General features: G+C 70.3%; 24 protein-coding genes and 1 tRNA gene. 14 read left to right on the top strand and 11 right to left on the bottom strand.

The window, feature by feature from the left end:
• Nucleotides 1–12: 12 nt before the first annotated feature.
• Genes OHB01_RS10610 through OHB01_RS10600 form a run of 3 tightly spaced genes read left to right on the top strand, consistent with a single transcriptional unit; the run spans nt 13 to nt 2965 of the window.
• Complete coding sequence (locus OHB01_RS10610; RefSeq protein ID WP_328855838.1) at nt 13–1587, top strand: replication initiator; 1575 nt, start codon at nt 13–15, stop codon at nt 1585–1587.
• Entirely contained in the window at nt 1584–1829 is a 246-nt protein-coding gene (locus OHB01_RS10605) for a helix-turn-helix domain-containing protein (RefSeq protein ID WP_142649975.1), read from the top strand. Before OHB01_RS10610 ends, OHB01_RS10605 begins: the two co-directional genes overlap by 4 nt.
• Nucleotides 1829–2965, top strand: coding sequence for a tyrosine-type recombinase/integrase (locus OHB01_RS10600; RefSeq protein WP_142649976.1), 1137 nt, complete (start codon nt 1829–1831; stop codon nt 2963–2965). Before OHB01_RS10605 ends, OHB01_RS10600 begins: the two co-directional genes overlap by 1 nt.
• Nucleotides 2966–3021: 56 nt before the next feature.
• Here OHB01_RS10600 and OHB01_RS10595 read toward each other — a convergent pair.
• The 6 genes from OHB01_RS10595 to OHB01_RS10570 all read right to left on the bottom strand — a co-directional run bounded on the left by OHB01_RS10595 (nt 3022) and on the right by OHB01_RS10570 (nt 6180).
• Nucleotides 3022–3097 (bottom strand) — tRNA-Ala (locus OHB01_RS10595).
• Between the two features lie 149 nt (nt 3098–3246).
• Nucleotides 3247–3957 carry an HAD-IA family hydrolase gene (locus OHB01_RS10590; protein ID WP_142649977.1) on the bottom strand — a complete coding sequence of 237 codons (711 nt, stop codon included), beginning with the start codon at nt 3955–3957 and terminating at the stop codon, nt 3247–3249.
• A gap of 39 nt (nt 3958–3996) precedes the next feature.
• Nucleotides 3997–4116, bottom strand: coding sequence for a DLW-39 family protein (locus tag OHB01_RS10585; protein WP_208802288.1), 120 nt, complete (start codon nt 4114–4116; stop codon nt 3997–3999).
• A 304-nt stretch (nt 4117–4420) separates the two neighbouring features.
• Nucleotides 4421–4816 carry an ATP-binding protein gene (locus tag OHB01_RS10580; RefSeq protein WP_142649978.1) on the bottom strand — a complete coding sequence of 132 codons (396 nt, stop codon included), beginning with the start codon at nt 4814–4816 and terminating at the stop codon, nt 4421–4423.
• Nucleotides 4817–4954: 138 nt separating this feature from the next.
• Entirely contained in the window at nt 4955–5860 is a 906-nt protein-coding gene (locus OHB01_RS10575) for a helix-turn-helix domain-containing protein (RefSeq protein ID WP_142649979.1), read from the bottom strand.
• A gap of 77 nt (nt 5861–5937) precedes the next feature.
• The gene (locus OHB01_RS10570; protein WP_185949036.1) at nt 5938–6180 is read right to left on the bottom strand and encodes a DUF397 domain-containing protein; all 243 of its coding nucleotides are present in this window, start codon (nt 6178–6180) and stop codon (nt 5938–5940) included.
• Between the two features lie 301 nt (nt 6181–6481).
• Here OHB01_RS10570 and OHB01_RS10565 point away from each other — a divergent pair, with 301 nt between their 5' ends.
• Entirely contained in the window at nt 6482–6886 is a 405-nt protein-coding gene (locus OHB01_RS10565; protein ID WP_185949035.1) for an ATP-binding protein, read from the top strand.
• 163 nt (nt 6887–7049) lie between these two features.
• Nucleotides 7050–7871: an SAM-dependent methyltransferase gene (locus OHB01_RS10560; RefSeq protein WP_142649982.1), complete on the top strand. Its 822-nt coding sequence runs from the start codon at nt 7050–7052 to the stop codon at nt 7869–7871.
• Nucleotides 7872–8084: 213 nt separating this feature from the next.
• Here OHB01_RS10560 and OHB01_RS10555 read toward each other — a convergent pair whose 3' ends face one another.
• Genes OHB01_RS10555 through OHB01_RS10545 form a run of 3 tightly spaced genes read right to left on the bottom strand, consistent with a single transcriptional unit; the run spans nt 8085 to nt 10262 of the window.
• Entirely contained in the window at nt 8085–8957 is an 873-nt protein-coding gene (locus OHB01_RS10555) for an SRPBCC family protein (RefSeq protein WP_205830711.1), read from the bottom strand.
• Nucleotides 8954–9280 (bottom strand): ArsR/SmtB family transcription factor, encoded by a 327-nt coding sequence (locus OHB01_RS10550; RefSeq protein ID WP_142649983.1) that lies wholly within the window; start codon nt 9278–9280, stop codon nt 8954–8956. The genes OHB01_RS10555 and OHB01_RS10550 overlap by 4 nt, the downstream gene beginning before the upstream one ends.
• Nucleotides 9281–9326: 46 nt before the next feature.
• A complete protein-coding gene (locus tag OHB01_RS10545; protein WP_205830712.1) occupies nt 9327–10262 on the bottom strand; it encodes an aldo/keto reductase in 936 nt (311 codons plus the stop codon).
• Nucleotides 10263–10371: 109 nt separating this feature from the next.
• Between OHB01_RS10545 and OHB01_RS10540 the strand changes: the two genes are divergently transcribed.
• From OHB01_RS10540 to OHB01_RS10515, 6 genes are all read left to right on the top strand, one after another.
• A complete protein-coding gene (locus OHB01_RS10540) occupies nt 10372–11949 on the top strand; it encodes an NUDIX domain-containing protein (RefSeq protein WP_205830713.1) in 1578 nt (525 codons plus the stop codon).
• Between the two features lie 118 nt (nt 11950–12067).
• Nucleotides 12068–12505, top strand: coding sequence for a CBS domain-containing protein (locus OHB01_RS10535; RefSeq protein ID WP_142649984.1), 438 nt, complete (start codon nt 12068–12070; stop codon nt 12503–12505).
• Nucleotides 12502–13788 (top strand): ArsB/NhaD family transporter, encoded by a 1287-nt coding sequence (locus OHB01_RS10530; RefSeq protein ID WP_142649985.1) that lies wholly within the window; start codon nt 12502–12504, stop codon nt 13786–13788. The genes OHB01_RS10535 and OHB01_RS10530 overlap by 4 nt, the downstream gene beginning before the upstream one ends.
• A gap of 103 nt (nt 13789–13891) precedes the next feature.
• Entirely contained in the window at nt 13892–14101 is a 210-nt protein-coding gene (locus OHB01_RS10525; protein ID WP_142649986.1) for a heavy-metal-associated domain-containing protein, read from the top strand.
• Entirely contained in the window at nt 14098–15081 is a 984-nt protein-coding gene (locus OHB01_RS10520) for a hypothetical protein (protein ID WP_328855272.1), read from the top strand. The genes OHB01_RS10525 and OHB01_RS10520 overlap by 4 nt, the downstream gene beginning before the upstream one ends.
• Before the next feature lie 29 nt (nt 15082–15110).
• Nucleotides 15111–17357, top strand: a complete 2247-nt coding sequence (locus tag OHB01_RS10515) for a heavy metal translocating P-type ATPase (protein WP_142649988.1) — start codon at nt 15111–15113, stop codon at nt 17355–17357.
• Nucleotides 17358–17432: 75 nt separating this feature from the next.
• Here OHB01_RS10515 and OHB01_RS10510 read toward each other — a convergent pair whose 3' ends face one another.
• Complete coding sequence (locus tag OHB01_RS10510; RefSeq protein WP_142649989.1) at nt 17433–17792, bottom strand: hypothetical protein; 360 nt, start codon at nt 17790–17792, stop codon at nt 17433–17435.
• Between the two features lie 170 nt (nt 17793–17962).
• Here OHB01_RS10510 and OHB01_RS10505 point away from each other — a divergent pair, with 170 nt between their 5' ends.
• Both OHB01_RS10505 and OHB01_RS10500 read left to right on the top strand, forming a co-directional pair.
• The gene (locus OHB01_RS10505) at nt 17963–18265 is read left to right on the top strand and encodes a hypothetical protein (RefSeq protein ID WP_142649990.1); all 303 of its coding nucleotides are present in this window, start codon (nt 17963–17965) and stop codon (nt 18263–18265) included.
• Between the two features lie 107 nt (nt 18266–18372).
• Entirely contained in the window at nt 18373–18843 is a 471-nt protein-coding gene (locus OHB01_RS10500; RefSeq protein WP_328855271.1) for a MarR family winged helix-turn-helix transcriptional regulator, read from the top strand.
• Between the two features lie 9 nt (nt 18844–18852).
• Here OHB01_RS10500 and OHB01_RS10495 read toward each other — a convergent pair whose 3' ends face one another.
• Nucleotides 18853–19185, bottom strand: coding sequence for a hypothetical protein (locus OHB01_RS10495; RefSeq protein ID WP_222709546.1), 333 nt, complete (start codon nt 19183–19185; stop codon nt 18853–18855).
• 176 nt (nt 19186–19361) lie between these two features.
• On the opposite strand from OHB01_RS10495, the gene OHB01_RS10490 reads away from it, so the two are divergent.
• Entirely contained in the window at nt 19362–20195 is an 834-nt protein-coding gene (locus OHB01_RS10490) for an alpha/beta fold hydrolase (protein WP_142649993.1), read from the top strand.
• Nucleotides 20196–20434 lie beyond the last annotated feature (239 nt).

The raw sequence follows: 20434 nt of genomic DNA, 5'->3' as shown, positions 1-20434 counted from the left end.
CGCGCCGTCCGTATGGCACAACCGCTCGCGCGGGACGTCGTCGAGGAGATCGCCAAGCAGTACGGCGTGTGCATCCGCCCCGTGCCGCTGCGGCGGCAGGACATCCTCACCGGACAGGTCGAGGTCATCGACGTCCCCTGCGGGGCCACGCTGGAGAGCAAGTGCCCGCCGTGCGCCACACGCAACCGGCAGCTTCGCCGGGCGCAGTGCCGGGAGGGCTGGCACCTCGACCACGAACCCGTCAACCTCCCCGACACCCCGGACGACTACCAGCGGCACCTTGTCGAGCTGCGCGCGGACGCTCAGGCGTGGCGGGACGAGGTCGTAAAGGCCGGCGGGGACACCACCGACCTGGACGCCGCGATCGCGGAGCTGGATGAGGAGATCAACCGGGCGGGGATGCGCGGCAACGTCCTCGGCCGAGTCTCCGGCAAGCGCACAAGGTCCACCAAGCGGCGGCAGGACGCCCCGGATCTGCCCAGGCGGCGAATGGCCACGACGACGCTCGGGCGGAACTTCACCGGCTCGAACGGCAGAACCTACCGGCCGTCGATGTTCGTCACGCTCACCCTGCCCTCCTACGGCCGGGTGCTGGAGGGTGTCCCTGTCGATCCGGCCGCCTACGACTACGCGCGGGCGGCCCGGGACGCCCTGCACTTCTCCAAGCTCGTGGACCGCTTCGTGCAGAACCTCCGCCGCGTCGCCGGGTTCGATGTGCAGTACTTCGCCACCGTCGAACCGCAAAAGCGGCTCGCGCCCCATCTGCACATGGCGATCCGCGGCACCCTCCCCAGGGCGGAGCTGCGGCAGATCGTCGCGGCCACCTACCACCAGGTGTGGTGGCCACCCACGGATGTCGTGCGGTTCGAGGGTGAGCACCTGCCGGTGTGGGAGGACGGGACCGGCTACCTCGACCCCGACACCGGGGAAGTCCTGCCCACCTGGGACCAAGCCCTCGACGCCCTTGACGCCGACGAGGACGCCCGGCCCCTGCACGTGCTCCGCTTCGGCGACCAGATGGACATTCAGAGCGTCCTCGCCGGGACCCCGGACGCCGACCAGCTGATCCGGTACCTGTCCAAGTACCTCACCAAGTCCCTCGGTGACGCGCTCGGCACCGACGACCCGCGCCGCAAGGCCCATGCCGAACGGCTGCTCGACGCCCTGCGCTTTGAGCCGTGCTCGCCCACGTGCCCGAACTGGCTGCGCTACGGCATCCAACCCAAGGGCGCCAAACCGGGGATGGCCCCCGGTCGGTGCAGGGGCAAGGCGCACAAGCCGGACCACCTCGGCTACGCCGGCCGCCGCGTCCTGGTCTCCCGCAAGTGGTCCAACAAGACCCTCACCGAGCACAAGCACGACCGACGCACCTGGGTCCTGGAAGCCCTCGGCCTGCCCGACGAACCGGCCGACCCCCACCGCTACATCTGGCGACCCGTCAAACCCGGAGACCCCGACCTGGCCCCGATCGGCGTACGGCTCCTGCGGTCGGTTCACGAACGGCAGCGCTGGCGTAACCACCTGGCCCGGCTCGAAGCCGAGGCAGACGGCAGAGATTTTTCGGCAACTGAAGGGAGGGCTGCATGACGAACGCGCTTTCTCCTAACGCGCTACTCCCCCCCGAGGCCCAAGGTCGGCTTCTCCGTGTCGAAGAGGCGGCCGAACGGCTGAACACCTCGGTTCGCTTTCCTCGTCGGCTGATCGCCGAACGCCGTATCTTCTTCGTCCGCGTCGGCCGGGGCGTTCGCATTCCCGAAGCCGCCCTCGAAGCGTTCATTGCGGCCGGGCTCGTCGAGCCGGTCAAAGCGCCGAAGGGACGGGCGGCCTGATGGCGAACAGAGACGGTCACCGGCGTTTCGGCAATATCCGCAAGCTTCCCTCCGGCCGCTTTCAGATTCGCTATCCCGGCCCCGATGGGCGGATCCACACGGGCTCCACGACCTACGCAACCAAGACGGACGCCGACCGTGCGCTCACGCTGCTCGAAGCGCAGATGATCTCTGGAGAGTGGACGGACCTCGATCGCGGCAAAGTCCTGCTCGGCGACTACGCGCGGACCTGGATCAAAGAACGTCCTGGCCTGCGGCCCAAGACGGTCGAGCTCTACACCTGGCTCCTTGAACGGCACATCGTTCCCGGCCTCGGCGAGGTGCCGGTCGGCAAACTCACGACAGCGCTTGTCCGCTCCTGGCGAGCCGCCCTTATAGACAAAGGCGTCTCGGTGTCCACGGCGGCCAAGGCGTACCGGCTCCTCCGGGCCGTTCTGATGACGGCCGTCGAAGAGGACAAGCTGATCAGCCAGAACCCCTGCCGCATCAAGGGCGCGGACAACGAGCAGACGCCGGAGCGGCCCATTCTCACCGTCGCCCAGGTCTTCGAGCTGGCCGACCGGATGGCGGACCGGCGATTCCGCGCGTTGATCCTGCTGACCACTTTCGCAAGCCTGCGTTGGGGCGAGGTCATCGCGCTGCGGCGCTCGGACATCGACATCGAGGCGCGCACGGTCCGCGTACGCGAACAGCTCATCGAGCTGGACGGGGGAGACATGGTGCTCGCTCCGCCCAAGTCGCGGGCCGGCAAGCGGACGGTCAGCATCCCCTCGGCCATCGTTCCGGCCCTCGTCGACCACCTCGACCAGTTCACCGGCACGGGAGACGACGCGTTCGTCTTTCTCGGCAAGCGCGGTGCGTTCCTCCGCGGTGGCAACTTCCGGCGTGAGGCCAAGTGGGCGGAAGCGCTCAAGGAGATGGGCGTCAAGGGGCTGCACTTCCACGACCTTCGGCACACCGGCAACACACTCGCCGCGCAGTCAGGCGCGAGCCTCGCCGACCTCAAGGCCCGGATGGGTCACGACAGCGACCGAGCCGCGCTGATCTACCAGCACGCCACCCGCGACGCAGACCGGAAGATCGCCGACGCGCTGAGCGCGCGAGTCGAGGCGGAGCGCGATGCCGGCAAGAGCTAATGGCACGTTAATGGCACGAACGCCGCTTCCCATGATCGTGGAAGCGGCGTTTTGGCTGGTGGAGCCTAGGGGATTCGAACCCCTGACTTCCTGCTTGCAAAGCAGGCGCTCTGCCAGCTGAGCTAAGGCCCCGTGACGGGTGCGAACTGCGCAAATGTGCAGATCCACAGGCCGCCGGTGCATACACGGTAGCAACAGCCCGCACTCGAGCGCCACTCGATACCGCCCGTGCCGCCCGCGTGGCCCCCGGCGCCGGGAAAACCTTCGAGGGAGACGGGCGATCAGGAGGTGGCCACGGGCGAGGCGCCGACCTCGTTGGCGAGGACGAGCCCGGGGAAGTCGGCGATGGATTCGATGATGTGGGTGGCGCCGCCGCCGATCAGGCGGTCCTTGCTGTGGACGCCGGTGAGAACGCCGGCGACGATCGAGGCGCCCGCGCGCCGGCCGCACAGCATGTCGCTCTCGGAGTCGCCCACCAGGGCGACCTGCCGTACGTCGTCGATGCCGGAACGCAGGATGGCGGTGAGCACCATGTCGGGGTAGGGACGGCCGCGTCCGGCGTCTTCGGGACACAGCGCGAGATCCAGCATGTCGACCCAGGTGAGGGTGCTCAGCACCCGTCCCAGGGTCGCCCGGCTGAATCCGGTGATCAGGGCGATCTTCAGGCCCGCGTCGCGGAGCTTCGTGATGGCCTCGACGGCCCCCGGAAGCGGCACGAGACCGGCCCGTTCGATGGCTCCCTCGTACGAACGCTCGAAGGTCAGGTTGGCGGCCTGCGCCTGGGCTTCGTTGCCGGGGAAGATGCCCCGGAAGACTTCGATCTTGGGACATCCCCGAGACCTGTGCACATGCACCATGGCACGGGCATAGGCACTGGTCCCGGGGACGATGCCCTGCGTGGCGATCGCCTCGGCGAACGCCCGTTCCACCATGTCGATGTCACCGATCGTGGTGCCGGCCAGGTCAAGACAGGCCAGCTTCACGGGGCTCATTCCCGTACCCTTGCCACGATCAAGCACCATCCCTGGTGGTCAGTTCTCGCTGCCGGTGGCCTCGGTCCACAGGTCGAGCTCGGCACGGTCGGCCTGCACCTTGCGCCAGACCAGAAGCCCGCCGACGGCGACCAGAGCGAGAACAAGCAGCTTCTTCACGGTGTGACCCCACTTCTCGACGGTCTCACCTGCCGGGTGAGACAACGCCCGGTTCTACGGTTCCCTGCAGCCTAGCAAGGCTTCGGCCTCCGGCCCGGATTGCCAGAAATTCCGGTGCACCAAAATCATGATTACGGCCCGCCCTGCATGCCTGCCGTCCGACCCTGGCGGCAGGGCGGCGAGATCAGAAGTGCCCAGCTCACAACGGTGCTAACCCTGCGCGGGGATCATGTTCGGGGAGATGAGGAGGCCCGTTTTCGGTCAGGCGGCCCCCGCTCCGCTCTCAGCGGAAGTCGGATGTCGTTCAGTCGAGCGCCGCGCAGAGGCGGATCGTGGTTCCCTCGGCTCCCGTACGCACGACGAGGTCGGCCAGGCGGTTCATGAGCCACAGTCCGCGTCCCCCGAAGTCGAACCGCGTGACCGTCTGCTCGCGTTCCAGGGCCTCGTCGGGTATGCCGGGGCCCTTGTCGGTGATCTCGGCGACCAGCGTCCCCGCCTCGCGCCACATGGCGATTCCCCGCGGCGGCGAGCCGTACCGTACGGCGTTGGTGACCGCCTCGTGCACCGCGAGCACGAAGTCCTGCAGGGCCACGCCCTCAAGACCGGCCTCCTGCGCCGACACCATGACGAGATGCCGCACCCTGGTGACCGAACTTCGGTCGAACTCCAGGCTGAGCAGGCTGCCCGCCAAGGTTCTCACCGCCCTCCTGCTTGCCCACGGTGGTAGTCACTCCACTTACCTCCCACGGGCGCCTGACACGTATTTCCAGGTGCGGCTTGCGCCATCGTTTCCTGTGGGCGTGCGGCAGCGGGGTCGCGCAGCGACGCTAGCGCATCGTCACAGCTCCGTCAGGAGCTGCTGCAACATCCGCTTGGTGTCCGTCACCGGCCTGGCCTGGATGCACAGCCGTTCCATGACGGCGAGATAGCGGTCGACGTCATCCCGCTTCTCCAGGTAGATGGCGCTGGTGAGCTGTTCGAGATAGACGACGTCGGGCAGGCCGACTCCCGCGAAGCGCAGGATGCTGAACGGCCCGCCGGCGGCGGCATGCCCGCCGGCGCTGAACGGGATGATTTGGAGCGTTACACGAGGAAGGGTGATCATTTCGAGCAGGTGCTCGATCTGGGCCCGCATCCCCCGGGACCCGCCCACCGGACGTCGCAGCACGGCCTCGTCGATCACCGCCCACACGGTGGGCGGGTCCGGCCGGACCAGCACCTCCTGGCGGTCCATCCGCAGCCGGACGCGGCGCTCGACCTCCTCGTCCGACGCGTCGGGGTGGCCGAGTCGCACGACCGCTTCGGCGTACTCGGGGGCCTGCAGCAGCCCGGGCACGAACTGCACCTCGTAGCAGCGGATCGCGCTCGCGGCCTGCTCCAGGCCGACGTACGCCTCGAACCAGGACGGCAGGACGTCGTCGTACTTGTGCCACCAGCCGTGGGCGTTGGCCTGCGCGACGAGGGAGAGCAGCGCCTCGCGCTCGCTCTCCTCGGTGACGCCGTACAGCGTGAGGAGATCGGCGACGTCGCGGCGGCGGAATCCGACCCGCCCGAGCTCCATCCGGCTGATCTTCGAGTGGGAGGCGCGGATGGCCTGGCCGGCCTCCTCCAGGCGGATGTGCCGGCTTTCGCGGAGCCGCCGCAGCTGGGTGCCGAGCAGGATGCGCAGGACAGTGGGGCTACGGCGTGATCGTGCCGCCAGGTCGAGCGGGTGAGGCACACCCTCGGTAGGGGCCGCAGTCATATGGGGTCCTTTGAGGTGCACCGACGTTTACGCCACGTTAACGATACCCGCCGCGCCGGGCCGCGCAAGTGGCGAGATCATTTCTCTGCTTCGTCCAGAAGGTCGTCGAATTCGCCCTCCTTGACGGAGCGGAGGAATGCGGCCATGGCCTGTAGAGACAGGATCAGCGCAGGTCCGCACGTGTGCCGGGAGTTGCGTACGGCCACCCGCCCGTCGGACAGCAGGGCGATCTCGACGCAGTTGCCGCTCGGATTGCTGTGCCGGCTCTTGCGCCAGTCTTGCCGTCCCAGTTGTGAAGAGGGCATTCCGTTGTAGATCATGGACACGGGGCGCCTCGTTTCGGAATCCCAGCCCAAGCAACGACATTCGTGCGTTTGCACGTGCATCTGTACTTGCACAGGAGCATCAATGGGAGCAGTATGACTTACTGAGTCATCCCGCCACATGGTCGACATCAACCTCATAAGGCTCTCAATGACTGGTTATCGGACAGACCGCGCTTCCCTCGCAGAAGCCGATAGCGGTGCCCGGGACCCCTGGCTGGGCACACTTGAGCAGGTCTTTCCGGATGGCAAGCGCTGGCCCTGGACCTGCGGCGAAGAGCCGTGTGGTGTCCCCCAAGTGGCGGTGCACGAGTTCCACCGTGAGAGCCTCGCCGCGCGCACCGCGCGGCGTTTCACCGCCGGGGTGTTGCAGACCTGGTCCATGGATGACGTCGCCGACGACGCCGCGCTCGCGGTCTGCGAACTGGTCACCAACGCGCTGCGCCACGGCCTGCGGCACCAGGCCATCCATCCCCTGCCGGTGCGCCTGTTGATGTTCCGCTCGGCCCGCGCGCTGCTGTGCATGGTCACCGACCCCAGCAACGACGCGCCGGTGCTGCGCGAGCCCGACTACGTCGCGGAGACCGGGCGCGGCCTGCAGGTCGTCGCCGGGGTCAGCCGCATGTGGGGCTGGGCACGGCTGCGTCCCGTGGGCAAGGCCGTGTGGGCCGGCTTCACGGCCGAGGCCGCCGGCTACCGCTGATCCCTCCAGCCGGGAAGCACCCTCCAGCCTGGCAACACCCTCCAGCCGGGAAACTCCGCCCGGAAAGCACCTCCGGAGAAGGCCCGCTCGCAGGCGCGTACGGATCCTCATCAAGGCCCGTCTTGCACCGGTAAGATCGGTGATCAGGCCTGAACGGAGGATCATGCCGGGTTTCCCCCCGGTCGAGCCTGTGGGTTTCGACCCGTCCGTCCCGAACGAGGCCCGGGTCTACGACTACTGGCTCGGCGGGAAGGACAACTTCGCCGCGGACCGCGAGGCGGCGGAAGCCGCGCTGCTGATCGCGCCGGAGCTCCCCCTGATGTGCCGCGAGGGGCGGAAGTTCCTGCGCAGGGCCGTACGGTTCCTGGCCGCGGCCGGGATCCGCCAGTTCGTCGACATCGGCTGCGGCCTGCCGACCCAGGGCAACGTGCACGAGATCGCACAGGAGTGCGCTCCCGACGCCCGCGTGGTCTACGTGGACAACGACCCGGTCGTGGTCAGCCACGGCCAGGCGCTGGTGGAGGACGACGAACGCGTCGCGGTGATCCGCGGCGACGTACGCGACCCCGGCTCGATCCTCACCCATCCGCGGCTGCGTGAGCTCGTCGACCTCGGCGAGCCCGTGGGCGTCCTGCTCGTCTCGGTGCTGGCGGCGATCAACGACGACGACCTCACGATGTCCATCACCGCACGGCTGCGCGAGGCGATCGCGCCCGGCAGTTATATGGTCATCAGCCACGCGATCTGTGACCTCCGGCCGGAGGTGACGGACAGGCTCGCCCTGCTGTTCGCCAGCGAATGGGCGGTCAAGGACGACGGCCGCCTGCGGCTGCCCACCCAGGCCGAGATCCTGCCGCTGTTCGGCGACCTGGAAATGGTGGAGCCCGGCCTCGTCCAGGTGCCCGAATGGCGACCGGAGCCCGGCGAGCTGCGACCACCGAAAGACACGGTCTGGTCGGTCGGCGGCGTCGGCCGCAAGCGTTGACCGACCGGCCGCAAGCGGTGACCACTCGCCCGCGACCATCAGCCGGTCGGCCGCGAACGTAGCCACCTGGCCGCAACCACCAGCCCGGTCAGCCGCGAACGTAGCCACCCGACCACGAACCCGGCCACTCGGCCATGACCACAGCGGGTCGGCAGCGGACGCCGGCCGCTCGGCCGCGAGATGCTCGACCGGTGACGGCCGCGCCTGCCGGGCTCAGGCGAGCAGGCCCCGCGCCAGCGCCTCTATCCGGTCCCGCCACGCCCGCAGCGGCCCGTCGGGGTCGGGCAGGCCGGTCTCGGTGACGACCAGCCGGGCGCCGTGCCCGGTGCCCTGCGACAGCTCCCAGCGCACGCGCCTGCCCGGCTCGCCGGACTCCACGTACGCGGGAAGCCCGGCAGCGGGTTCCCGTACGGCGGTGACGATCCCCTCGCCGATGCCGCCGGGCACCGGCGCGCCCGGTGTCGCGGCGGGCGCGCCGGCGGCCGTCCAGACCTCCTCGACCGGCCGGGTGAGCTGGCGCTCGAAGCGCACCCGCCAGCCGCCGCCCGCCTGGTCGCCAAGGCTCTCGTCCAGCCGCTCGGCCGTGCCCTCCGCCAGCCCGAGCGCCTCCACGTACGCCTCATGGAGGTGGGCGAAGTTCCCCGCGGGCCACTGCGCGGGCCGTCCGCCGACGATCGCGTCCATGGCGTCGAGGCAGACCTGCCAGCCGGACGCGTAGCTCGCGGCGGCGGGCCGGTCCTGGAAGACCTGGGTGAACACGAGCAGGCAGCCGCCCTCGTCGGGCAGCAGCTCGAAACGCAGGATGTTGTCGCCCTCGCGCGGCATCTCCCGCGGCGCGTGCTGCAGGAAGGCGAACAGGCGGGGCGGGTCGAGCTCGGTGATCTCGGCGTCCATCGTCATGCCGCCGCCGTCGAAGGCGATCTTCCCGCCGACTCGCAGGTCCATCTCGACGACCTTGAACGGGAACCACTGGCCGAGCCGGTCGGGCTCGGTGAGCGCCCGCCAGACCTTCTCCCGGGGGTGGGCCAGCCTGCGCTCCATGCGCAACGCCGCCTGTCCTTCGTACATGCCGAGTGTCGCGTTCACGGTGTCTCCTCTGACTGATCGGGCATCGCGTCCAGGTGTCGTTCCAGCGCGTCGAAGCTGTCCGACCACAGCCGCCGATAGGGCGCGAGCCAGGCGTCGATCTCGGCGAGCGGCTCGGGACACAGTTCGTACCACCGGCGCTGGGCGTCCCTGCGCACACGGACCAGCCCGGCCTCCCTGAGCACCTTGAGGTGCTTGGAAGTGCCGGGCTGGGTGAGGCCGAGCCGCTCGGTGAGCTCCCCGACCAGGCGAGGACGTTCGAGCAGCAGGTCGAGGATGCGCCGCCTGGCGGGCTCGGCGAGTACGTCGAAGGTCGCTGACATGCCCTAGAACATACCCGCTCAGCTATATAGCCACAACGGCATATTATCAGCTCGCGATCTCGTTGAGCTCCTTCAGCGCCGCGTCGTCCGGCCGCCACGCCGCCGCCGCGACGTTGGCCTTGATCTGCTCGGGCCGGGTCGCCCCCGCGATCACCGAGGAGACGGCCGGCTGCGCGAGCAGGCCGCCGATCGCGACGTCCAGCAGGGTCACGCCCTGCCGCTCGGCGAACTTCTGCAGCCGCTCCACCACCTCGAACCGCGCGTCGGTCAGATACTCCGGCCGGCCCTGGAGGCGGGTGCCCGCCGGGGGCTCCTCCCCGCGCCGGTACTTGCCGGTGAGCAGGCCGTTCGCCAACGGGAAGTACGGCAGCAGGCCGATGCCGTGGTGCAGCAGCGCGGGGACGAGCTCCCGCTCCACTCCGCGGTCGAGCAGGCTGTATTCGTTCTGCGCGCTCACGAAACGCTCGAAGCCGCGGGTGCGGGCGATCCAGTCGGCGTCGGTGACCTGCCAGGACGCGAAGTTGGACGAGCCCACATAGCGGACCTTGCCCTCCCGCACCAGGTCGGTCAACACCGACAGGGTCTCCTCGATCGGCGTGGAACCGTCCGGGAAGTGCAGCTGGTAAAGGTCGATCCAGTCGGTCTTGAGGCGGCGCAGGGACCGCTCGACCGCCAGGCGGACGTAGCGCCGCGAGGCCCGCGCACCCCAGTCGGGCCCGTTGGCGCCGTTCAGGTCGCCGCCGAACTTGGTCGCGATGACGACCTGGTCACGCCGCCCCTTCAGCACCTCACCGAGGTACGCCTCCGACTCGCCGTAGATGTCGGCCGTGTCGATCAGCGTGACGCCGGCGTCGAGCGCCGCGTCGACCACGGCGCGCGTGGCGTCGATGTCGATCCTGCGGCCGAAGTTGTTGGCGCCGAGGCCGAGAGCCGAGACGACGAGTCCCGAGTCCCCCAGCCGCCGGTAGGTCATTTCGGTCATGCCCGTGGATCCCTTCTCATGGAGCATCTCCCTGCGGGAGATCTCTCCTCACCGTATTTCGGTCCCTTCCAGGGGCCGCCACCGGACCATCCGCGAGAAGATGCGGAGCATGACCTCCGTACGGCACAGCGTCCGGGCCATCCTGTTCGACGGCGACGACATCGTCCTGTTCCGGCGTGTGCGGGCGGGGCGGGAGCCGTACTGGATCACGCCGGGCGGCGGGGTGGAGGACACCGACGCCGATCCCGAGGCGGCGCTGCGCCGCGAGCTCGACGAGGAGCTCGGCGCGACGGCGGGGCCGGCGCTGCACGTGTTCACCCTTGTCGAGCCCGGCCGCCTGAGCACGGTCTTCGCCTGCCGGCTGGTGTCGCTCGACCTGTCGCGCCGCAGCGGCCCGGAGTTCCTCGAACCGGACATCGGCCTGCACGAGGTGCGGCGGGTGCGCCCGGAGGAGGCGCGCACGCTGAACATGGTCCCGCCCGAGCTGGGGGAGTACATCTCCGCGAACGCCGCGACCCTGCCCAAGCTGCTCGACGCCGCGACGTACGCCCCGGGCCGCTATCGGCCGGTCGTGGACGTGCACCTGCTGCTCACCGATGGAGAGAAGGTGCTGCTCGGCCGCCGCCAGGGCACCGGCTATGCGGACGGCGAGTGGCAGATCATGCCGTCCGGGCATCTGGAGGAGGGGGAGTCGGTGGTGGACGCCGCCGTCCGCGAGGCCCGCGAGGAGCTCGGCATCGAGGTGGACGGCTGCGAGGTCGTCCACGTCATGCATCACCACAATGCGGGTGGGACGGCACGGATCGGGATGTTCCTCATGCCGCACTCCATCACCGGCACACCGGTCAACGCCGAGCCGCACAAGTGCGCCGAGCTGGCCTGGTTTCCGTTCGACCGGCTGCCCGAGCGGACCGTGCCGTACTCACGGGCGGGCGTCGAGGCCGTGCGGCGGGCACTCGCCGCGCGCCCGCCGGGCCTCCCCACGGCGAACAACGCCGCACACGACGCCACCATCGACGCCGCGCCCCCGCCGGGCCTTCCCGCAGCGAACAACGCGGCACACGACGCGGCCCTCGACGCCACGCGCCCGCCGGGCCTTCCCGTGGCGGACAACACGGCGGACAACACGGCGGACAACACGGCCATCGACGCCGTTGCAGACGCCGCCCCTGTCGTCTCCGGATCGCCGCTCTTCTCCCTGCACGGCTGGGACGTCCCCCGCCCCGCCGATCTGGCGGCCGAGGCCGTACGCGCCGGGTTCGAGGAGATCACGGTGTGCCTGGTCGCCCGGCTCGACGGCGCGGTGCTCGTCCACTCCGACGACGAGACCGACCGCCTGCCCGCCACGGTCGTACGGCCGGGCGAGAGCGTGGAGGCGGCGCTGGCGCGGCTCGCCCCGGTGGGAGAGGTGACGTTCGCAGGATCGGACGACTACGTCTCGCACCAGGGACGCACCGGACGCCGTCTCGCCTTCTCGGCCCTGCTGACCGAGGCGCCGGAGGCGCCCAAGGGGATGGTGCCGGAGACGCCCAAGGGGATGGTGCCGGAGGCGCCCAAGGGGATGGTGCCGGAGGCGCTCAGGGGCATGGTGCCGCTCCCGGCCGGGTCGCTCGGACGCCTGCCGTACGCCGAGGGGGTATTCGTCCGCGCCTCTTCAGGGGTTTTGTACGGCCTGTCCAGTCGATAGCCTGATGCGGGGTGTGCCGGGAAGTCTGGTCGGCGAATGGGTCCCCCCTACCCGGGGACCGTATCGACGACCGGAAGGTGGACATGAGCACAGCCACACGTGGCAGGCAGGTGAGAGCATGCGTGCCCGGGATCTCGTAGTGCAGTTCCCCACCGTGGATCTCGACTCCCCCGTGGCCGACGCCGCCCGCCTCATGGCCGAGCGCGAGCTGCCCGGGCTGATCGTGCTGGACGAGCGCGGCGTGCCGGTGTCGATCCTGCCGGGCACGCAGGTGCTGCGCCTGGCCGTGCCCCGCTATTGCCAGGACGACCCCGCGCTGGCCCGGGTGATCGACGAGGCGCACGCCGACGCGTTCGTCCGCGCGCTGGGCGATCGCACGGTCCGCGAGGCGCTGCCGGAACGGCCGCGCGAGCTTCCGGTGACCGATCCGGACGCCACGCTCCTGGAGATCGGCGCGCTGATGGCGCGCACCCGCAGCCCGCTGGTCGCCGTGCTCGACGGCGACCGCCTGCTGGGCGCGGTCACGCTCTCCGCGCTGCTGAAGCGGCTCACATGACGGTGACCGCATGGCTGGCGGCGATCGTCTTCGTCGCCACGTACGTCCTCATCGCCAGCGAGAAGATCCACCGGGTCAAGGCCGCCCTGGGCGGCGCCGCGATCATGCTGCTGGTCCACGCGACCGCGGCCGACTCCGCGTTCTTCTCGCAGGAGTCCGGCGTGGACTGGAACGTCGTCTTCCTGCTGCTCGGCATGATGATCATCGTCGGGGTGCTGCGGCAGACCGGCGTTTTCGAATATCTCGCCATCTGGGCGGCCAAACGGGCCAGGGGACGGCCGTTCCGGCTCATGGTGCTGCTGTTGGTGATCACGGCCGGGGCGTCGGCGCTGCTGGACAACGTCACGACCGTGCTGCTGATCGCGCCGGTCACGTTCCTCGTCTGCGAACGGCTCGCGCTGCCGGTCGCGCCGTTCCTGATCGCCGAGGCGATGGCGTCCAACATCGGCGGCACCGCGACCCTCGTCGGCGACCCGCCGAACATCATCATCGCCTCGCGCGCCGGGCTGACCTTCAACGACTTCCTCGTCCACCTCACCCCGCTGGTGATCGTGCTGACGGCGGTCTTCATCGGAATGTGCCGGCTGCTGTTCCGCAAGGCGTTCCGGTACGACCCCGAGCGGGCGGCCGAGATCATGCAGCTGGACGAGCGGGCGGCCATCCAGGACAAGGTCATGCTCGTGCAGAGCCTGTCCGTGCTCGGCGTGGTCATCGCGGCGTTCGTGCTGCACCCGGTGTTGCACTACGAGCCGTCGGTCGTGGCGCTGCTCGGGGCGGGGCTGCTCGTGCTGGTCACCAAGATCACCACCGAGGACGCGCTCCGCGAGGTGGAGTGGCCCACGCTGGTGTTCTTCGCCGGGCTGTTCGTGATGGTCGGCGCGCTCGTCGAGACGGGGGTGATCGCCCAGGTGTCGCAGGCGGCGGCGGAGGCGACGGCCGGGCGGCCCGGCGTGACCACCATGGTCCTGCTCTGGGCCTCGGCCGGACTGTCCGCGATCGTGGACAACATCCCGTACGTCGCGACGATGAGCCCGATCGTGGCCGACCTCGCGCAGCAGGTGCCCGGCGACCACAACGTGCTGTGGTGGGCGCTCGCGCTCGGCGCCGACCTCGGCGGCAACGCCACCGCTGTGGGGGCCTCCGCCAACGTCGTCATCCTCGGCATCGCCGAGCGCAACGGCGCGCGGATCAGTTTCTGGCAGTTCACCAAATATGGCCTGGTGGTCACCGTCGTCACGGTGGCCCTCTGCGTGCCGTACCTCTGGCTCCGCTACCTCCTCTAGCCCGCTGGGCCCCTTCTCTCCAGGGGTCCGGCTTGACGCGGAAATACCATAGGGGGGTATGGTGTTCCCGTCGATGCGGAACGAGTTATCAGGAGTGATCGGCATGACCAGCACCTACACCGTCACCGGTATGACCTGCGGCCACTGCGTCAGCTCGGTCAGCGAAGAGGTCGGCGTGGTCCCCGGCGTGACCGGCGTTCAGGTGGACCTGGCCACCGGCCTGCTGACGGTCGAGAGCGACGGCGGCGTGGACGACGCGGCCGTCGTGGCGGCCGTCCGGGAGGCCGGATATGACGTGGCGGGTGTCTCGTGAACACCCCGGCCCGGCTCGGCGCGTACGCCGCGGGCCTCGCCGTGATCTTCGTGGCGGCGCTGGGCGCGGGGACCGCGCTGGGCTCCGGTGAGCCCCCGCGCGCGACCCCGCGCCCCGCCCACGGCCATACGGATCCCACAGGCCCCGCGGACTCCACAGGCCCCGCGGACCACACTGGCTCCGCGGACCACACTGGCTCCGCGCCCGGCCACGCTCACGAGCAGACCTCAGAGGTGGCGAGCGCGCCCCCGGGCCTGCAGATCTCCCAGGACGGTTACACGCTGGTCCCCCTGACCACGACGCTCAAGCGGGGGAAGGCCACCGACTTCCGCTTCACCGTCAACGGGCCCGACGGCGCGCCGGTGACCCGCTATCAGGTGAAGCACGAGAAGAAGCTGCACTTCATCGTGGTCTCCAGGGACCTCGGCGACTTCTGGCACCTGCACCCGGAGGAGGCCGGTGACGGGGTCTGGTCGGTGCCGCTGACGCTGCCCGACGCCGGCGCCTATCGGATGTTCGCGGACTTCGCCCCCGAGGGCGGGCCCGACCTGACGCTCGGCGCCGACCTGTTCGTCCCCGGCGACTACCGGCCCCGGCCGCTGCCGCCGGTGGAACGTACGGCCCAGGTGGACGGATACACGGTGACACTGGCCGGCGACCTCACGGCGGGCCAGGTGACTAAGCTCGTGTTCACGGTGAGCAAGGACGGCACGCCGGTCGGCGATCTCGAGCCCTACCTGGGCGCCAAGGGCCACCTCGTCGCGATCCGTGCGGGCGACCTGGCCTACCTGCACGTGCATCCCGAGGAGGACACGACGGCGGCCGGGGTGACCTTCGCCGCGTCGGCACCGAGCGGCGGCGACTACCGCCTGTTCCTCGACTTCAAGCACGGCGGCACCGTGCACACCGCCGCGTTCACCGTACGGTCCACCGGCACGGCGGCGGGGCATGGTCTCGAAGACGCCCATCCCGGCCACTGACAGCGCACAAGACGCGGAAAGGAGGAGCGATGTCCTCCATCACCGGCGACAAGCCGTCTGCCGCGGGCGGCACCGTCGAGCTCTCGATCGGCGGCATGACCTGCGCGTCGTGCGCGAACCGGATCGAGCGCAAGCTCAACAAGCTGGACGGTGTCACCGCCACGGTGAACTACGCCACGGAGAAGGCCAAGGTGACCTTCCCGGCCGATCTGGACCCCCATCTGCTGGTGGCGGAGGTGGAGAAGGCCGGTTACACCGCCGCGCTCCCCGAACCGCCGAAGCCCGAACAGGCTCCCGAGGAGCCGGGCGACGAGCTGGCTCCGCTGCGGACCCGGCTGCTGGTGTCGGTTGTGCTGGCGGTGCCGGTGATCGCGCTGGCGATGATCCCCGCGCTGCAGTTCACCTACTGGCAGTGGCTGTCGCTCACGCTCGCCGCCCCGGTCGTGGTGTACGGCGGGCTGCCGTTCCACAAGGCGGCCTGGACCAACCTGCGGCACGGCACCGCCACCATGGACACCCTCGTCTCCCTGGGCACGATCGCCGCGCTGGGCTGGTCGCTGTGGGCCCTGTTCTTCGGGGATGCGGGGGTGCCGGGGATGACCCACGGGTTCGACCTGACCATCACCCGCAGCGACGGCGCGGGCAACATCTACCTGGAGGCCGCCGCCGGGGTGACGGCGTTCATCCTCGCCGGGCGCTACTTCGAGGCCCGCTCCAAGCGGCGGGCGGGTGCGGCGTTGCGGGCGCTGCTGGAGCTGGGCGCCAAGGACGTCGCCGTCCTGCGCGAGGGCCGCGAAACACGCATCCCTGTCGGGGAGCTGCGGGTGGGCGACCTTTTCGTGGTCCGTCCCGGGGAGAAGATCGCCACCGACGGTGTGATCGAGGAGGGCACCTCGGCGGTCGACGCCTCGATGCTCACCGGCGAATCCGTCCCGGTCGAGGTGCGGCCCGGCGACCCGGTGACCGGCGCCACGGTCAACGCCGGCGGGCGGCTGGTGGTGCGGGCCACCCGGATCGGCGCCGACACCCAGCTCGCCCAGATGGCCCGCCTGGTGGAAGACGCCCAGACGGGCAAGGCACAGGTGCAGCGCCTGGCCGACCGCATCTCCGGGATCTTCGTCCCCATCGTCATCGCCCTGTCGGTGGCGACCTTGGGATACTGGCTCGGCACCGGCGAAGGAGCAGGCGCGGCGTTCACCGCCGCGGTCGCGGTGCTGATCATCGCCTGCCCGTGCGCGCTGGGGCTGGCCACGCCGACCGCGCTGCTGGTCGGCACCGGCCGCGGCGCCCAGCTCGGCATCCTGATCAAGGGCCCCGAGGTGCTGGAGTCGACCCGGCGGATCGACACGATCGTGCTGGACAAGACCGGCACCGTCACCGAAGGCCGGATGACCCTGGTCGAGGTCCACACCACCGGCGGGGTCACCGAGCGGGAGGTGCTGCGGCTGGCCGGGGCGCTGGAGCACGCCTCCGAGCACCCCATCGCCCAGGCGATCGCCCGGGGCGCCGCCGAACGCGTGGGCGAGCTGCCCACCACCGAGGACTTCGCCAACGTCGAGGGCCTGGGGGTGCAGGGCATCGTGGACGGCCACGCCGTACTCGTGGGACGGCCCCGGCTGCTGGCCGAGTGGTCCCAGCACCTGCCCGCCGACCTCACCGAGGCCCTGGAGCAGGCGCAGGCGGCCGGCCGTACGGCGGTGGCGGTCGGCTGGGACGGCCAGGCCCGCGGGGTGCTGGTGGTGGCCGACGTGGTCAAGCCCACCAGCGCCCAGGCCATCGCCGACCTGCGGGCGCTGGGGCTGACCCCGGTGCTGCTGACCGGCGACAACCAGGCGGTCGCCCGGGCGGTCGCCGCCCAGGTGGGGATCGACGAGGTGATCGCCGAGGTGCTGCCCGCCGGGAAGGTCGACGTGGTCAAGCGACTGCAGGCCGAGGGCAAGACCGTCGCGATGGTCGGAGACGGGGTCAACGACGCCGCCGCGCTGGCCCAGGCCGATCTCGGTCTGGCCATGGGCACCGGCACCGACGTGGCGATCGAGGCGGCCGACCTGACGCTGGTGCGGGGTGACCTGCGGGTGGCGGCCGACGCGATCCGGCTGTCGCGGCGCACGCTGCGCACGATCAAGGGGAACCTGTTCTGGGCGTTCGCCTACAACGTCGCGGCCCTGCCGCTGGCCGCCGCGGGGCTGCTGAACCCGATGATCGCCGGAGCGGCGATGGCCTTCTCCAGTGTCTTCGTCGTCAGCAACAGCCTGAGGCTCCGCCGCTTCCGTTGAGGCCGCTTCCGCTGACGTCGCCTCCGGGCCATTCGAGGCCGGGTTGTCCACAGCCCGTGGACAACCCGGCCTTGGTCATTCCCGGCGCGCCGGGCCGGTGGAGTGCGGGCTATCCATGCGGCGGCCGGTCTCCTCGATCACCTGCCGCAGGACGTCCGCGAGCTCCGGACGCTCCGTCAGGGCGTCCTCGATCCGGGCGCGCCAGGCGCCGACCTCGGCGGACAACGCGTCCCCACCTGCGGCGCGGGTGCCCTGGGCCGGCCCGGCCTCCTCGCGCTGGAGGCGCAGGCGGGTGCGGGCCAGGTCCGATTCGTACCCCTGCCCGAGACGGCGTGCGAGCGTCTCACCGAGCCACCAGTAGGCGTCGGCCGTCGCGGCCGCGACGAACACCCTGGCGCTCTCCCAGGCCACACGTTCCCTGTGGATGACTGCCACGCCCTGACGGTACGTCCGTACTTTCCGGCGGGCAATGGCCCGTTTCGTCACCGGTTCTCGCCGCGCTTTTGGTGCCCCGGCGGGCGTGACCTGAGTTTGTCGCTACCTACACACGGATACGAAGGGTGACGATCAAGCACGATCGGTTACACCTGAGATGAGGAATCTTCATGCACCGCCCTATTCGTCTTATGTCCCTGGCCGCCCTGACCTGTGCGGGCATCCTCGCCGCCGCGCCCGCCTACGCGGGCTGCGGCGGTGACGCGCCGAAGGCCACCACGCCCGCCACCGCCACCGCCGCGGTGGGCCTCGGCGCCAAGGCCGACGCGAACGTCGGCCTGGGACTCGGCCTCAACGTCGCCCTCGACGTGAACGTCGACCTCGGCCTCGGCCTCGGCCTGGACGCGCAGGGCGGCACCCGCTCGGGGACCCTGGCCTGCGGCAAGCCCGCGGTGCTGCGCTACTGCGGCTGACCGGTCGGCGGTGACCCGGCCGGCACCGGGTCACCCTCGACATAAAACCTTGTGCACGATTGGAACGTTCACGTGCCAATGGCGGGCCAGGCTCCTACAGTGGAGAGATGACCAGCACCACAAGCGACGGGCTGCCCCGCGTTCTCGACGACAAGATGTGCTTCGCGCTGTACGCCGCCTCCCGCGCCGTCACCGCCCTCTATCGGCCGATTCTCGATGAGATGGGGCTGACGTACCCGCAGTTCCTGGTCCTGCTGGTGCTGTGGGACGGCCCCGAGGAGGGCGTCGCGGTCAAGGAGCTCGGCGGGGCGTTGCAGCTCGACTACGGCACGATGACGCCCCTGCTCAAGCGCCTGGAGGCGAACGGCCTGCTGCGCCGGGAGCGCCGCGTGGACGACGAGCGCACGGTGCAGATCACGCTGACCGAGAAGGGCGCCGCACTGCGGGAGCGCAGCGACGCGGTCTTCACCTCCGTCGGCGATGCGATGGCGCTCGAACCCGACGAGTTCGCCCGCACGCTCACCACCCTGCGCCGCCTGACCGCCAACGTCACCGCCCACGCCGACCGGCGAGGCTGAGAGCCGCCCTCACCGCTCGGCCGGCACATCCCGCGATGCCACCCGGCGCCCCAGCGTCCGTTCGAGGGCGATGCGGGCCAGCCAGCCGAGGCCGGCGGTGAACAGTGGCGGCCACACGATCGGGCCGAACGAATAGACGACCAGCACCACGAGCGGGATCCACACGCGGTGGACCGCCTGGTAGAGCACGCCGGGCGGCCGGACCCCGGCGAGCCGCGCGATGTCGATCAACGCGAAGAACGCGAGCGCGGCGAGGGTGGTCGGCAGGCCGTACTTGACGCTCTCGAAGACCGCGAACGCGGCCAGGAAGAGCGCGAACGCTCCCCAACCGATCCTCCGCAAACCGGCCAGCATCCTTCTCCACCCTTCCCCCGGGCCGCGGCGCGACCGGCACACCCGTGATCGTACTCACATCCGGACTCCTCGGACGCGATTACCTTGCGCACAACTTAATCGTGGTCTAGTCTCTAGCGCGTACCAAGATTGCGAACCGCAACGGAGATCAGAAGGAGCGCGTCATGGCGTACATCACTGTCGGCCAGGAGAACAGCACCGACATCAACCTCTACTACGAGGACCACGGCACCGGGCAGCCGATCGTGCTCATCCACGGCTACCCGCTGGACGGCCACTCGTGGGAGAAGCAGATCCCCGCCCTGCTCGACGCCGGCTATCGCGTCATCACCTACGACCGCCGCGGCTTCGGCCAGTCGAGCCAGCCCACCGTCGGCTACGACTACGACACCTTCGCCGCCGACCTGAACACGCTGCTGGAGACCCTCGACCTGCGCGACGTGATCCTCGTCGGCTTCTCCATGGGCACCGGCGAGGTCGGCCGCTACCTCGGCACGTACGGCTCGGCGCGGGTCGCCAAGGCCGCGTTCCTGGCCTCCCTCGAACCGTTCCTGCTCAAGACGGACGACAACCCGGAGGGCGTCGACGGCAGCGTGTTCGAGGGCATCCTCGCGGCCGTGACCAAGGACCGCTACGCCTACTTCACCGAGTTCTACAACGCCTTCTACAACACCGACGAGAACCTCGGCACCCGCCTGAGCGAGGAGGTCGTCCGGGCCAACTGGAACACCGCAGCGGGCGCCTCCTGGTATGCCTCGTCCGCGGTCGTCCCCACCTGGACGACGGACTTCCGGGCCGACATCCCCAAGATCGACGTTCCGGCGCTCATCGTGCACGGCACCGCCGACCGCATCCTGCCCATCGAGTCCACCGGCCGCCCGTTCCACCGGGCGCTCCCCCAGGCGGAGTACGTCGAGATCGAGGGCGCCCCGCACGGTCTGCTGTGGACCCACGCCCAGGAGGTCACCGACGCGCTCCTCGCCTTCCTGGCGAAGTGATCCCCATCGTCGCGATGACCCGGCACCGCTGACGCCGTCGGCCGTCCGAGACGCGCCGCCCCGCTCCTCCACACGCGGGGCGGCCGGGGGCCGTCCCGGGCAAGGAGCACGGCCGGGCGGTCCCGGGAAAGCAACGCGGCCGGTCTCAGGAAGCAACGCGGCCGGTCTCAGGAAGCAACGCGGCCGGTCTCAGGAAGCAACGCGGCCGGCCAGTCTTAGGGGGAGCGCGGCCGGTCTCA

The organism is Microbispora hainanensis (genome assembly GCF_036186745.1).
In the GTDB taxonomy this organism is placed as follows: domain Bacteria; phylum Actinomycetota; class Actinomycetes; order Streptosporangiales; family Streptosporangiaceae; genus Microbispora.
This window is presented reverse-complemented; position numbering and strand designations above follow the sequence as displayed.

What these genes read in the sequence shown, in the direction of transcription:
- OHB01_RS10525 (WP_142649986.1), top strand. Translation starts at nt 13,892, where the DNA reads ATGACCAGCACCTACACCGTCACCGGTATGACCTGCGGCCACTGCGTC.
- OHB01_RS10500 (WP_328855271.1), top strand. Translation starts at nt 18,373, where the DNA reads ATGACCAGCACCACAAGCGACGGGCTGCCCCGCGTTCTCGACGACAAG.
- OHB01_RS10505 (WP_142649990.1), top strand. Translation starts at nt 17,963, where the DNA reads ATGCACCGCCCTATTCGTCTTATGTCCCTGGCCGCCCTGACCTGTGCG.
- OHB01_RS10590 (WP_142649977.1), bottom strand. Translation starts at nt 3,957, where the DNA reads ATGAGCCCCGTGAAGCTGGCCTGTCTTGACCTGGCCGGCACCACGATC.
- OHB01_RS10605 (WP_142649975.1), top strand. Translation starts at nt 1,584, where the DNA reads ATGACGAACGCGCTTTCTCCTAACGCGCTACTCCCCCCCGAGGCCCAA.
- OHB01_RS10575 (WP_142649979.1), bottom strand. Translation starts at nt 5,860, where the DNA reads ATGACTGCGGCCCCTACCGAGGGTGTGCCTCACCCGCTCGACCTGGCG.
- OHB01_RS10535 (WP_142649984.1), top strand. Translation starts at nt 12,068, where the DNA reads ATGCGTGCCCGGGATCTCGTAGTGCAGTTCCCCACCGTGGATCTCGAC.
- OHB01_RS10490 (WP_142649993.1), top strand. Translation starts at nt 19,362, where the DNA reads ATGGCGTACATCACTGTCGGCCAGGAGAACAGCACCGACATCAACCTC.
- OHB01_RS10530 (WP_142649985.1), top strand. Translation starts at nt 12,502, where the DNA reads ATGACGGTGACCGCATGGCTGGCGGCGATCGTCTTCGTCGCCACGTAC.
- OHB01_RS10515 (WP_142649988.1), top strand. Translation starts at nt 15,111, where the DNA reads ATGTCCTCCATCACCGGCGACAAGCCGTCTGCCGCGGGCGGCACCGTC.
- OHB01_RS10560 (WP_142649982.1), top strand. Translation starts at nt 7,050, where the DNA reads ATGCCGGGTTTCCCCCCGGTCGAGCCTGTGGGTTTCGACCCGTCCGTC.
- OHB01_RS10600 (WP_142649976.1), top strand. Translation starts at nt 1,829, where the DNA reads ATGGCGAACAGAGACGGTCACCGGCGTTTCGGCAATATCCGCAAGCTT.
- OHB01_RS10550 (WP_142649983.1), bottom strand. Translation starts at nt 9,280, where the DNA reads ATGTCAGCGACCTTCGACGTACTCGCCGAGCCCGCCAGGCGGCGCATC.
- OHB01_RS10545 (WP_205830712.1), bottom strand. Translation starts at nt 10,262, where the DNA reads ATGACCGAAATGACCTACCGGCGGCTGGGGGACTCGGGACTCGTCGTC.
- OHB01_RS10570 (WP_185949036.1), bottom strand. Translation starts at nt 6,180, where the DNA reads ATGATCTACAACGGAATGCCCTCTTCACAACTGGGACGGCAAGACTGG.
- OHB01_RS10610 (WP_328855838.1), top strand. Translation starts at nt 13, where the DNA reads ATGGCACAACCGCTCGCGCGGGACGTCGTCGAGGAGATCGCCAAGCAG.
- OHB01_RS10540 (WP_205830713.1), top strand. Translation starts at nt 10,372, where the DNA reads ATGACCTCCGTACGGCACAGCGTCCGGGCCATCCTGTTCGACGGCGAC.